11 protein-coding genes and 2 riboswitches are annotated in these 11,884 nt (G+C 70.3%); of the genes, 6 read left to right on the top strand and 5 right to left on the bottom strand.

Going from position 1 to position 11,884, the window contains the following annotated elements:
- Positions 1-140 precede the first annotated feature (140 nt).
- From ABZ749_RS17410 to ABZ749_RS17400, 3 genes are read right to left on the bottom strand one after another with little or no spacing between them, the layout of a single operon-like run.
- The gene (locus ABZ749_RS17410; RefSeq protein WP_357228851.1) at positions 141-725 is read right to left on the bottom strand and encodes a histidine phosphatase family protein; all 585 of its coding nucleotides are present in this window, start codon (positions 723-725) and stop codon (positions 141-143) included.
- Positions 722-1,492 carry a CbtA family protein gene (locus ABZ749_RS17405; RefSeq protein ID WP_357228848.1) on the bottom strand — a complete coding sequence of 257 codons (771 nt, stop codon included), beginning with the start codon at positions 1,490-1,492 and terminating at the stop codon, positions 722-724. Before ABZ749_RS17405 ends, ABZ749_RS17410 begins: the two co-directional genes overlap by 4 nt.
- Positions 1,483-1,683: a CbtB domain-containing protein gene (locus tag ABZ749_RS17400; protein ID WP_357228846.1), complete on the bottom strand. Its 201-nt coding sequence runs from the start codon at positions 1,681-1,683 to the stop codon at positions 1,483-1,485. Before ABZ749_RS17400 ends, ABZ749_RS17405 begins: the two co-directional genes overlap by 10 nt.
- Before the next feature lie 34 nt (positions 1,684-1,717).
- Positions 1,718-1,873, bottom strand: a riboswitch (cobalamin riboswitch).
- Between the two features lie 264 nt (positions 1,874-2,137).
- Here ABZ749_RS17400 and ABZ749_RS17395 point away from each other — a divergent pair.
- From ABZ749_RS17395 to ABZ749_RS17375, 5 genes are all read left to right on the top strand, one after another.
- A complete protein-coding gene (locus ABZ749_RS17395) occupies positions 2,138-3,016 on the top strand; it encodes an amidohydrolase family protein (protein WP_357228844.1) in 879 nt (292 codons plus the stop codon).
- A gap of 320 nt (positions 3,017-3,336) precedes the next feature.
- Positions 3,337-4,344, top strand: coding sequence for an ABC transporter permease (locus ABZ749_RS17390; RefSeq protein WP_357228841.1), 1,008 nt, complete (start codon positions 3,337-3,339; stop codon positions 4,342-4,344).
- Positions 4,345-4,384: 40 nt separating this feature from the next.
- Complete coding sequence (locus ABZ749_RS17385) at positions 4,385-5,440, top strand: ABC transporter substrate-binding protein (protein ID WP_357228837.1); 1,056 nt, start codon at positions 4,385-4,387, stop codon at positions 5,438-5,440.
- On the top strand, positions 5,440-6,258 hold the full coding sequence (locus ABZ749_RS17380; protein ID WP_357228834.1) for an ATP-binding cassette domain-containing protein: 819 nt from the start codon (positions 5,440-5,442) through the stop codon (positions 6,256-6,258). Before ABZ749_RS17385 ends, ABZ749_RS17380 begins: the two co-directional genes overlap by 1 nt.
- Positions 6,255-7,274 carry an aldo/keto reductase gene (locus ABZ749_RS17375; protein WP_357228831.1) on the top strand — a complete coding sequence of 340 codons (1,020 nt, stop codon included), beginning with the start codon at positions 6,255-6,257 and terminating at the stop codon, positions 7,272-7,274. Before ABZ749_RS17380 ends, ABZ749_RS17375 begins: the two co-directional genes overlap by 4 nt.
- A 7-nt stretch (positions 7,275-7,281) precedes the next feature.
- On the opposite strand, the gene ABZ749_RS17370 is transcribed toward ABZ749_RS17375, so the two are convergent.
- Positions 7,282-8,004, bottom strand: a complete 723-nt coding sequence (locus tag ABZ749_RS17370) for a FadR/GntR family transcriptional regulator (protein WP_357228829.1) — start codon at positions 8,002-8,004, stop codon at positions 7,282-7,284.
- Positions 8,005-8,011: 7 nt separating this feature from the next.
- On the bottom strand, positions 8,012-9,409 hold the full coding sequence (locus ABZ749_RS17365) for an enolase C-terminal domain-like protein (protein ID WP_357228826.1): 1,398 nt from the start codon (positions 9,407-9,409) through the stop codon (positions 8,012-8,014).
- Between the two features lie 432 nt (positions 9,410-9,841).
- A riboswitch (cobalamin riboswitch) is annotated at positions 9,842-10,058 on the top strand.
- A 191-nt stretch (positions 10,059-10,249) separates the two neighbouring features.
- Between ABZ749_RS17365 and ABZ749_RS17360 the strand changes: the two genes are divergently transcribed.
- On the top strand, positions 10,250-11,884 hold a 1,635-nt coding region (locus tag ABZ749_RS17360), incomplete at its 3' end, for a ribonucleoside-diphosphate reductase subunit alpha (protein ID WP_357228853.1).

The raw sequence follows: 11,884 nt of genomic DNA, 5'->3' as shown, positions 1-11,884 counted from the left end.
ACCACATCGAGGCGTGGAACGAGAAACTGGCGGACTCACGCCGACCGTGGGTGGCGCGCGGGGCGGAGAAGCTGCGGCGTGCGCTGGACCTGGAGGAGTGGGCACGGCCTGCGCCGTTCGGTGTGGCCTCGACCTGCTCGCTATCCGCCCAGTCGAAGGTGCCAGCGCGCACCCTGGCTGGTGAGCCGGACGACAGCCAACGGCTCGACGTCCACCTGCCGGTACGTCGCCATCGGAAGACCGAGGGCGTGCACCACCGCGACCCGGATCACCAGGGGGTGGGTGACCGCGATCACTCGTCCACCAGCCCGGTGCTGCGCATCCAGCCAACTGCCGACCCGATCCCGCACCTCCGTGACGGACTCACCGCCGTGCGGCGCGCAGTCCGGGGCGGACAACCAGTCGTGCAGCGCCTGCGGCTGCGATTCAGCGACCTCCTCAAGCGACCGCCCGGACCAGTCCCCGTAGTCACAGTCGGCCAACGCGGTCTCGACCGTCGGCAGAAGGCCGAAGGCGTCGGCGGTCTGTCGGGCGGCCACCGCGGGGCTGGACAGGCAGGTGGCGTTCTCCCCGAGGCGCCAACGCCGGTCTGCACCCGCGTGGGCCTGGGCGAGCGCGGCACGCAGGCCACCCTCGTCCAGGCCGTCGTCGGCACCGCCGAAGCGGGCCCGGCGCAGCGCGGCGGTGTGACCGTGGGCGACCAGCCGAAGGCTGGTGCCGGTCACGTGCTCGGCAGCGCGGAACCGGCCCGGCGACGCCGCTCGTGGTGCATCAGGGCCGCGAACAGCAGGCCGATGCCGGTCCAGAGCACGACCTGGGTGCCGAGCGAGGCCAACCGGAAACTCCACAGCAGGGTCGCCGGGAAGTCCGCCGGAACCTCCTGGAAGGACGGCATCACCACGTACGACACTGCCGTGACCAGGAGGAACCCGCCCACGGCCGCGGCGGCGCGAAGCCACGTCGGTGCGTGGGCACCGACCGACCGGTAGCCCAGCGAGCCGGCCCACACGGCCACCAGCCCGAGCACCACCATCAACAGGTAGGTGACGGTCCGTTGGTTGATGGTGGCCGGGTCGCCGACCGCCGGTGGGTTCGCCGGGTACTTGAGGAACGGCACGATCACCGCACCGAGCAGCGCCGCGCCGGCCAGCAGCAGACCCCACCGCCCGTCGTCGTCGCCGCGCCGCCGCCGGGCCAGCAGGACGTACGCCGTGGCCAGCAGGCCACCCATCGCGGCCCCGAACAGGGCGGTGGCCAGGAACAGGCCGCCCCGCTGACCCGTCCGGCTGACCAGCGCGTCCTCGTGATCGTGCGCACCAACGGCAGGCTCGGCGTGCGTCGCCGCCTCCTCGATGGCGATGGCCGCCTCGACGTGCGGTTCGCCAGCGACGTACGCGAACGCCCCGGCCAACAGGCCGGCGATCAGGCCGGCCAGCAGCCCGCGGACGAGGACGGCGAGGAACGGGGGAGTGCTGGTGGTGGTCAGTGGCACGGGACGCCCAGCAGGTGCCGGCCGTCGTGCATCAGCTCGTGCAGGTACATCCCACTGCGCGACACCGCCCCCTGGTCGAAGGCGACGAGATACGTCAGCAGGGCGAGCGCGGCAACGGTCGCCAGAGCGGTCCACAAGAGACGGGCACTGCCAGCGGGGTCCACCCTCTGGCTGGTAGCGGAGCTAGACATGAATACACGAACCTCCCCAGGGATGACGCGTCCCCATCGCAAGGCTGCGGACGACCGAGCGTCCTGGCTCGCGGACCCCGATGGTGATTGGGGAACCGCTCACAGTGGCGCGACCGCGCCGGATTCACACCGGCTTCCCTCGCGTCGCCGCAGATAGTGCGTCGACGGTATCGGTGCCGCCTCAGGCGGTCAACCCGGACCCCGCGCCCCGGGCGCGTCCGTACACCGGGACGTCGACGAGGCGGACCAGCCGCAGGTGCCGGTGGATTCGTCAGACCAAAAGGCGACACTGCCGGAGGTCGGTCGTGGTGCGCGTTCGGGCTCGACAACAGGCTGTTACCGCTAACATGGTCAATCTGCCAGATCGGCTCCGTGGCTCCGGGTTGACCCGGAGGGTTCGATCAGCGGCGGGGCGGGGTGTGCGGTGGACGAGAACGCGCCAGGGACGGGTCCGGTGACGACCGGCGAGGTCGCGCGACGAGCGGGCATCGTCGACGCGCACCATCACCTCTGGGTCCGGGCGCGGCACCCACAGCCCTGGATCGATCCGCACACCATGGCCGCGATCGACAACGACTTCACACCGGTCGAGCTCGCCCCGGCGACCCGGGCCGCCGGGGTCACCCAGACCGTGGTCGTCCAGTCCGTCGCCGTTCGGTCGGAGACGCCCGAGTTGCTCGGCATCGCGGCCGACGACCCGCTCGTCGCCGGGGTCGTCGGCTGGGTCGACCTCACCGCCGCCGATGTCGACCGTCGCCTCGCCCGACTACGCGGGGCGCGCGGCGGCGAACGGCTGGTCGGGATCCGGCACCTGGTCCAGTCCGAACCCGACCCGACCTATCTCGATCGCCCCGAGGTGCGGCGCGGCATAGCCGCGGTCGGTGCCGCGGGTCTCGCCTTCGACCTCCTGGTGCGCCACCGTCAGCTGCCGGCGGCCGTCCGGCTCGTCCGCGACCTGCCCCAGGTGCGGTTCGTCCTGGACCACCTCGGCAAGCCCCCGCTCGGACGCGCCGAACTCGGTGATTGGCACCGCGACCTGCGGGCGCTCGCGGCCGAGTCCAACACCACGGCGAAGCTCTCCGGCCTCGTGACCGAAGTGGACGGTGGGTCCTGGACCGCTGCCGACCTGCGGCCCGCGGTCGAGCACGCCCTTGACGTGTTCGGGCCGGATCGGCTGATGTTCGGCTCGGACTGGCCGGTGTGCCTGCTCGCCACCTCGTACACCCGCTGGGTCGCCGTCCTCGGTGACCTGCTGGACCCGCTCTCCGACGACGAGCGGGCCGCGATCTGGCGCCGGACCGCCGGCCGTTTCTACCGGCTGGCCCCGTCCTGAGACGGCAGCGCCCTTCGGCCTGGGGACATAGGATGTTATCGATAACATGCTAGCGGCGGCAGTCGGTGTCGATTTGGTCAGACGTATGGCTTCGGTGGCACAGGTAACGATGGCAAAACATGCCCGCAAGACCTTGGCAACATACGTGAATGCGTGGCAAGGTAACGCCTGATCGCGGGAATCATCCGACCTATCTCCAAGGTTGTGCGCGCACCTCGCCGCACCGCCGGCCGAGCGGGGTCGGTCGCTCACAGACGTTCGGCTCGTCGGCGGGTCCCCGTCGGACGCCGGCACCACGCTTGGGGAGGTCAGGTCCGACGATGAGTAGCGTCGAGGCAACCGCCGGCACACAGCGCGGCGAACTCAGCGACTGGTTCCGGGAACGGATCTCCCACGCCGTCTCCGAGTTCACCGCCGCCACCGCGTTGGTCGTCCTGTTCATCGCCCTGACCTTCGCGAGCCCCTACTTCCTGACAGCGGACAACCTCTTCAACATCGGGGCCCAGACGGCGGTGATCGCCATCATCGCCACCGCCCAGACGATGGTCATCATCACGAAGGGCATCGACCTGTCCGTGGGGTCGGTCGCCGCGCTCGCCGGCGTGTTGGGCGCGATGGTCGTACGCGACCTCGGCTTCTCGCTCTGGGCGGCGACGGCGGTCGCGATCGGCGTCGGCGCGCTGGCCGGGCTGTTGAACGGGCTGCTGGTGACGGTGGCCCGGATTCCGCCGTTCATCGCGACGTTGGGGACCATGTCCGTGGGCCGCGGCCTGGTCTTCATCATCACCGGCGCCGTCGGCGTCTATGGCCTTCCCCGGTCCTTCCAACTGCTCGGCAACGGGCAGATCCTCGGCATTCCGTTCGCCGTGGTGATCACCGTCCTGGTCGCCGTCGGGGTCGCCTTCCTGCTCTCCCAGACCCGCTTCGGTCAGTACACCTACGCCATGGGCTCCAATCTGGAGGCGGCACGCCGCTCCGGCATCCGGGTCGGGCGGCACCTGACCGGGGTGTACGTGCTGGCCGGCGTGCTGGTCGGGCTCGGCGGCATGATCGCCGCGTCCCGGGTCAACTCCGGCCAGCCCAACTACGGGATCTCGCTGGAACTCGACGTCATCGCCGCCGCCGTCATCGGCGGAGCCAGCCTGTTCGGCGGGCAGGGCCGGATCGTCGGGACCATCATCGGCGCGTTCCTCATCGCCCTGGTCCGCAACGGCGCCGTCCTGCTCGACATCAGCATCCACTACCAGCAGGTGATCGTCGGCGTGATCATCTGGGCCGCCGTCTACTTCGACCAGTACCGCCGCCGGCGGCTGGAATCACGGGGTTGACATGCCATTCCGAGAGTCCGAACGAGGAAGGACACACACCATGGCACACACCACCACCAGCCGGCGGACGCGAGGACGACTCCTGCGCGTGCAGGCGATCCTGGCCGCGGCCGCGGCGACCGCCCTGCTCAGCGCCTGCGGCGGGGTCGAGGTTCGCGACGGCGGCGGCGACAGTGCGGCCAAGGACGCGAGCGGCCCGTTGAAGCTCGCCGTCGTACCCAAGGCGGTCGGCGCCGACTACTGGAACACCGTCAAGGCGGGCGCCGAGTGCGCCGCGCAGCGCGCGGGGGACGTCACCGTCCAGTGGGACGGGGTGACCGCCGAGACCGACGTCGAGGGCCAGGTCAACCTGATCCAGAACTTCGTCACCAAGAAGGTCGACGGCATCGTCTACGCGGCGACCGACTCCAGCGCGCTGGCACCGGCGACCGACAAGGCGCTCAGCGCCAACATCCCGGTCGCCATGATCGACTCTGGCACCAGCCCGCAGCCGTCGAACGTGCCCCTCTTCGCCACCGACAACCGTGCGTCGGCGACCGAGGCGGCCAAGCTGCTCGCCACCGAACTCGGCCCCGGCAACCACGAGGTGGCGCTGGTCGAGTTCCAGCCCGGATCGCAGACCAACACCGAGCGGGTCGACGGCTTCAAGGCCGGCCTCGCCCAGTACCCCAACCTGAAGCTGGTCGGCCAACAGCCGAGCAAGAGTGACGTCAACGAGGCCCGACGGGTCACCGAGAACATCCTCACCGCCAACCCCAACCTGAAGGGTGTCTTCGCGGCCAACGAGCCGAGCGTGCTCGGTGCCGCGCAGGCCATCCAGGCCGCCGGCAAGTCCGGCAAGGTGGTCATCATCGGGTGGGACGCCGCCCCGGACGAGATCGCCGGGGTACGCAACGGCCAGATCTCGGCGCTGGTCGTGCAGAACCCGTTCAAGATGGGCTACTTCGGCGTCGACAAGATGGTCAAGCACCTTCGGGACAAGGCGCCGCTGGCGTCGGCCGACACCGGCGTCACCTTCGTCACCAAGGAGAACATCGACTCGGCGGAGATCAAGGCGGTGCTCGAGCCCAGCTGCGCCAACCCGCCGGTGCAGTGATGGGCGTGAACCCCACGGCCACCCCGACCAGCGACCAGCAACCCACCGACGCGGAGCCGCCGGTCCTCGAAGCCCGCGGCATCGTCAAGCGGTTCGGGCACGTCGAGGCGTTGCGCGGCGCCGACTTCACGGTCCGCCGCGGTGAGGTCGTCGCGCTGATCGGCGACAACGGCGCCGGCAAGAGCACCCTGATCAAGACCCTGTCCGGTGTGCACCCGCCGGACGAGGGCGAGATCCGGGTCGGCGGCCGTCCGGTCCAGTTCTCCACCCCGGTCGACGCCCGACGGGCAGGGGTGGAGACCGTCTACCAGGACCTCGCCGTCGCCGACGACCTCAGCGTGGCCGCCAACCTGTATCTCGGCCGGGAGATCCTTCGCTCCGGACCACTCGGCCGGCTCGGGCTGCTGGACAAGCGCGCCATGCGCCACGGCGCCGCCGCCGCGCTGGACGAACTGGGCGTACGGATCCCCCGGGTCACCACCCCCATCGCGATGCTGTCCGGTGGGCAGCGGCAGTGCGTGGCGGTGGCCCGGGCCATCATCTGGGCGACCAACGTGGTCATCCTCGACGAGCCCACCGCGGCCCTGGGGGTGGTCCAGACCGGACGGGTGCTCGATGTCGTCCGGCGGGCCCGCGACGCCGGCATGTCGGTGGTGCTGGTGAGCCACAACATGCCGCAGGTCCTCGAGATCGCCGATCGGGTCGAGGTGCTGCGCCTCGGCCGGCGCGCGGCCCAGCTCCGCGCCGACGAGGCCACCACCGACGATCTGGTCGCCGCGATGACCGGCAGCACCAGCGTGGGTCGGGACGAGCGGTGAGGGCCGCCGTCCAGGGAGGCGCCCGCGGTCCCGCGGGTCCGACGAGCCGCGGCGGCGCTGCACCGCCGCTGCGGCTGAGCCCACTGGGCTTCGGCGCCTCCCAGGGCGGCAATCTCTACCGGGCGACGTCCGACGAGCAGTTCGCCGCCGCCGTGGACACCGCGTGGGCAGGCGGCATCCGATACTTCGACACGGCACCGCACTACGGGCTGGGCCTGTCCGAACGACGCCTGGGCGCGGCCCTGCGCTCCCGCCCCCGCGCCGAGTACGTGGTGTCGACGAAGGTCGGCCGGCTGCTCGTGCCGTCACCGGAGACGGCGCACCAGCGGGATCCGGAAGGGTTCGACGTTCCCGCCGATCACCGCCGGGTCTGGGACTTCAGCCGCGACGGCGTCCGCCGTTCGCTGGAGGCGAGCCTTCGGCGCACCGGCCTGGACCGGATCGACGTGGTGTATCTGCATGACCCCGACGAGCACTGGCAGCAGGCCGCGAACGAGGCGATCCCGGCCCTGGTGGAGCTGCGGGAGCAGGGCGTGATCGGCGCCGTCGGGGCGGGAATGAACCAGTCGGCGATGCTGGCCCGCTTCGTGGCGGAGACCGACGTGGACGTGGTTATGTGCGCCGGCCGGTACACCCTGATGGAACAGGGCGCGCTGACCGACCTGCTGCCCGTCGCGCAGGCCCGCCACGTCGGTGTGGTGGTCGCCGGTGTCTACAACTCCGGGCTGCTGGCCCGGGACATGCCGCCGACCGACGCCGTCTACGACTACCAGCAGGCGCAGGCGGAGGTGATCGACCACGCCCGCCGGATAGCACGGGTCTGTCAGGCGTACGGCGTCACGCTGCCCCAGGCGGCGTTGGCGTTCGTCCGTCGTCACCCGGCCGTGGTCTCGACCGTTGTCGGCATGCGGGACGACGTCCAGGTGACCGAGACCCTCCATCGGTCTGGTGTCGACGTCCCGGAGCAGCTCTGGGCGGCGCTGTACGACGAGGGGCTGCTCGACGTACAGCCGTGAGGGTCGGTCACGACCGGGCCGTCTCGATGCTGGCGTCAGCGTCGTCGGGTAACCCCTGCAACGACTCCTCCACACCGATCAGGTGGTTGGCCATCCGGGTTCGCGCCCGTTCCGGGTCGCGTGCCACGAGGGCCTTCAGGATCGCCACGTGCTCGTCATGGGTGCGTAGGTCCGCGCCCTCCTCGTGCAGACTCCGCCAGAGCCGGCCACGGATGGTGCGCCCGGCGAAGGCTTCGATCAGACCAACGAGCACCGGATTCTCGGCGTGCACCGCGATGATCCGGTGAAAGGCGATGTCGATCTCCATGATCCGCTCGTGGTCCGGCGGTGACTGGCCGACCAACCGGGCCGCCTCGGCGAGCAGGTCACCCGCCTGGGCCAGGGCCTCGTCGGTGATCCTGGTCGCCGCCAGGCAGGCGGCCTCGCACTCCAGCAGCCGGCGGACGGTGTGGATGTGCCGAGGGTCGCCCTGGCCCTGGAAGTCGACCACGAAATTCATCGGGGCCAGCAGCTGTGGCGCGTCGAGGTTGGTGACGTAGGTGCCGTCGCCCTGACGGATGTTGACGATCCCCAGGATCGACAGGGCCGACATCCCCTCGCGCAGGGAACCTCGCGAGACACCGAGCTGCTCGGCGAGGTCCTTCTCGATGGGCAACCGGTCCCCGGGCCGGAACTGCCCTTCGAGGATCATCCGTTTGATGCCGTTGACCACTTCGTCCGTGCGAGACATGATTCCCCTAACGGCCGGCGGGGGTGGCCTTCCCACCCGCGATCACGTACGCCGCCTCCGGAGATGACACGGTAGTCGGGTCTGTCGCCGCCCAGTAGTGGCCGTCGGGAAACCGGTAGAGCGCCACCGACTCCTGACGCATCCGGGTGGAGTAGCCGGGCTGGCCGGGCAGGACGTATCCGCTGCCGGAACCGGTGTCGCGGATGATGCAGGGATCGGTGAAGTGTTCGTGCAGGTGGTCGACGAACTCGGTGACCCGGTTGGTGAGGTCCCCCGAGATCGCGACGTAGTCGAGCACCGACACGTGTTGGACCATCTCGCACAGCCCGACACCGCCGGCGTGCGGGCACACCGGGACGTTGAACTTCGCGGCGAGCAGCAGCACGGCGACGATCTCGTTGATGCTGGCCAACCTGCCGGTGTCGAGCTGGCAGAAGTCGATGGCCTCGGCCTGGAAGAGCTGCTTGAACATCACCCGGTTGTGGCAGTGTTCGCCGGTGGCGACGCCGATCGGAGCGACGGCGCGGCGGACGGCCGCGTGGCCCAGGATGTCGTCGGGGCTGGTCGGCTCCTCGATCCACAGTGGCGTGAAGCGGGCGAGGGCGGTGACCCACTCGATGGCCTGACCGACGTCCCACACCTGGTTGGCGTCGATCATCAGGTTGCGATCCGGGCCGAGGATCTCCCGTGCGATCGCGCACCGGCGGATGTCGTCGTCGAGGTTGGCGCCCACCTTGAGCTTGACGTAGCCGTAGCCGGTGTCGACCGCCTCCTGGCACAGTCGGCGCAGCTTGTCGTCGCCGTAGCCGAGCCAGCCCGCCGAGGTGGTGTAGGCGGGGTAGCCGGTCCGGTCGAGCTCGGCGAGGCGGGCGGCCTTTGTGCTCTCCTTGGCCCGCAGGATGGCCAGTGCCTCGTCGCGGGTCAGCGCGTCGGACAGGTAGCGCAGGTCCGCGATGTCGACGAGTTGCTCGGGGGTCATGTCGACGAGCAGCCGCCACAGCGGCTTGTCGGCGACCCGGGCGACCAGGTCCCATGACGCGTTCAACACGGCGGCGAGGGACAGGTGGACGACGCCCTTCTCGGGGCCGAGCCACCGCAGTTGCGAGTCGGAGGTGAGCAGGCGGTAGACCGCGCCCATGTCCGCTGCCATCGTTGCCACGTCCTGGCCCACGAGGAGCTGTGCCTGGTGGACTGCCGCCGCCGCGACGATGTCGTTGCCCCGTCCGATGGTGAAGGTCAGGCCGTGCCCCGCGAGTGGCGCGCCCACGCCGTCGACGCCGTCGGTGTGCAGGACGACGTAGGCCGCCGAGTAGTCGCCGTCCTTGTTCATGGCGTCTGACCCGTCAGCGGTCAGGGAGGTGGGGAAGCGGACGTCTTCGACGGTGACGGCAGTGATCTGCGGCATGCGCTCCTCGCCCGGCTAGGCTAAAGATCAGATGATCACTGGGAGTATACGGAGGGCTGCTCCAGCGCGTCAACGTTGTCGATCACCTCGGACGTGCAGACATATGATGTTTACCCTCTCGGGTCGAGCCGCCTTGACTCCGATCATGCCGGTTGGCGGGCCAAGGTGCCACGCGCGGCGGACCCTGGTGATTGGATGTTCCGGCTCGCCGCGAGGCATCGACGGCGACGTATGGGCGTGGTCTCCAGTGCCGTGGCCTCGATACGTCAAATCTTTGTCGAATGTCGACACCAGTGCGCAGAGCCCCGTCTCCGGCGCCCGGCGTCGGTCGGCCGCAGCGTGCTCCCGGGGGTTGGTGACGGTGGTCACCGCATCGCCGCCGACACGCCCGAGACCGACATGTGGGGTGTGACAACGACTGCGTCCCTATATATGGTGTCGAGCGCAGCTGGTTCGGCCGCTCATCCGGTGCGGTCGAGGCAACAGGGAACCCGGTGGAAATCCGGGACTGTCCCGCAGCGGTGAGTGGGAACGACAGCCGTCATCAGCACTGGGCCACCATCGGCCTGGGAAGCGACGGCCAGTAGGAGACCGGCGAGCCCGGTCGTGCCCGCGAGTCCGAAGACCTGCCAGCGCGCCGCGTACCCCACCCGGGTGGGCGGCGGTCCGAGGCCGCGTGGGACGGCTGACGCCACCTGACCCACGCCGGGGCCGGCGTGGCGTCCGTCGGTGTCTGTCTCCTCGCGTCCGGGCCACCAGGTCTCGAACTCCGAGGAGCGAGTGGTGACAGTCACCGAGGTAGTCCCGGCCAGCGGCGACGCGACAGTGCGGCGGACGCCGATGCAGGTCCGCAAGCGCGACGGCGGCACCGAACCCGTGGACGTGAACAAGATCGTCCGGGCGGTCGAGCGGTGGGCCGACGACCTGACCGACGTCGACCCGTTGCGGGTGGCCACCCGCACCATCAGCGGCCTCTACGACGGCGCGACCACTGCCGAACTCGACCGGCTGTCCATCCAGACCGCCGCCGAGATGATCGGTGAGGAGCCGCAGTACTCGCGTCTGGCCGCGCGGCTGCTGGCCGGCTACGTCGACAAGGAGGTGCGGCGACAGGGCATCACCTCGTTCAGCGCGGCGATCCGGGTCGGCCACGCCGAGGGCCTGATCGGTGACGACACCGCCGCGTTCGTCGCCACACACGCCGCGACGCTCGACCACGCCATCGACCCGGACGGCGACCGCCGGTTCGAGTATTTCGGCCTGCGCACGGTGTACGACCGCTACCTGTTGCGCCACCCCATCAGCCGACTGGTGCTGGAGACCCCGCAGTACTGGCTGCTGCGGGTGGCCTGCGGCCTGTCCCGGACGGCGGACGAGGCGGTCGACTTCTACCGGCTGATGTCCAGCCTGGCCTACCTGCCCAGCTCACCGACCTTGTTCAACTCCGGCACCCGGCACACCCAGATGTCCTCCTGCTACCTGGTCGACTCCCCGCTCGACGAGCTGGACTCGATCTACGCCCGGTACGCCCAGGTCGCCAACCTGTCCAAGTTCGCCGGGGGCATCGGCATCGCGTACTCCCGGGTCCGCTCCCGGGGCGCGCTGATCCGGGGCACGAACGGGCAGTCCAACGGGATCGTGCCGTGGCTGCGCACGCTGGACGCGAGCGTCGCCGCGGTCAACCAGGGTGGCCGACGCAAGGGCGCTGCCTGCGTCTACCTGGAGCCGTGGCACCCGGACATCGAGGAGTTCCTGCAACTGCGGGACAACACCGGCGAGGACGCCCGCCGTACCCACAACCTGAACCTGGCCAACTGGGTGCCGGACGAGTTCATGCGCCGGGTCGAGGCCGACGAGCTGTGGTCGCTGTTCGACCCGCACGAGGTGCCCGAGCTGCCCGACCTGTGGGGGGAGCGGTTCGACACCGCGTACCGGCAGGCCGAGGCGCAGGGCCGCTACGTGCGGCAGGTCCCGGCCCGGGAGCTGTACGGGAAGATGATGCGGACCCTCGCCCAGACCGGCAACGGCTGGATGACCTTCAAGGACGCGTCGAACCGGCTCTGCAACCAGACCGCCGAGCCGGGCAACGTGGTGCACCTGTCCAACCTCTGCACCGAGATCGTCGAGGTGTCCAGTGACGCCGAGACCGCCGTGTGCAACCTCGGCTCGGTGAACCTCGCCGCCCACCTCACCGCCGACGGCATCGACTGGGAGCGGCTGCGCGCCACGGTGCGGACCGCGGTGACCTTCCTCGACCGGGTCATCGACATCAACTACTACCCGACCGCGCAGGCGGCGGCGAGCAACCCCCGCTGGCGGCCCGTCGGGCTCGGGCTGATGGGCCTGCAGGACGCCTTCTTCGCGCTGCGGCTGCCGTTCGACTCGCCGGCCGCCCGCGAGCTGTCCACCCGGATCAGCGAGGAGCTGTACCTGACCGCGCTGGAGACCTCCGCCGACCTGGCGCGCGACTTCGGC

This window comes from Micromonospora sp. NPDC047753 (genome assembly GCF_040642735.1).
GTDB lineage: Bacteria > Actinomycetota > Actinomycetes > Mycobacteriales > Micromonosporaceae > Micromonospora.
Note: the sequence above shows the minus strand (reverse complement) of the source record. Positions and strands in the feature narration are given on the sequence as shown.